Source organism: Desulfocurvus sp. DL1XJH-121 (assembly GCF_054819825.1).
Window position 1 is genome coordinate 1 of the sequence record NZ_JBTVWW010000146.1, and the last position, 254, is coordinate 254.

The window sequence follows — 254 nt, forward strand, 5'->3', positions numbered from 1 at the left end:
CACCAGCGCCTGGCAGCCGAAGTAGCGCGGATTCAGCGGGCTCAGCAGACCGATGCCGAAGGCGGCGGTCTTGCCGCTGCCGGTCTTGGCCTGGGCGATCAGGTCGCGGCCCTTGAGGATCGCCGGGAGGGCGGCGGCCTGGATCGGCGTCATCTCGCGATAGCCGAGAGAGTCGAGGTTGGCCAGCAGGTCGGCCGACAGCGCGAGGCTGGAAAATGCAGAGGTGGTCACGAAGGGAGCCCGGGTGAATCCAT

1 protein-coding gene is annotated in these 254 nt (G+C 68.1%); it reads right to left on the reverse strand.

Going from position 1 to position 254, the window contains the following annotated elements:
- Positions 1 to 254 (reverse strand): DEAD/DEAH box helicase (locus ACYYG1_RS17670; protein WP_461211639.1); only part of this gene is annotated, 254 nt, incomplete at both ends.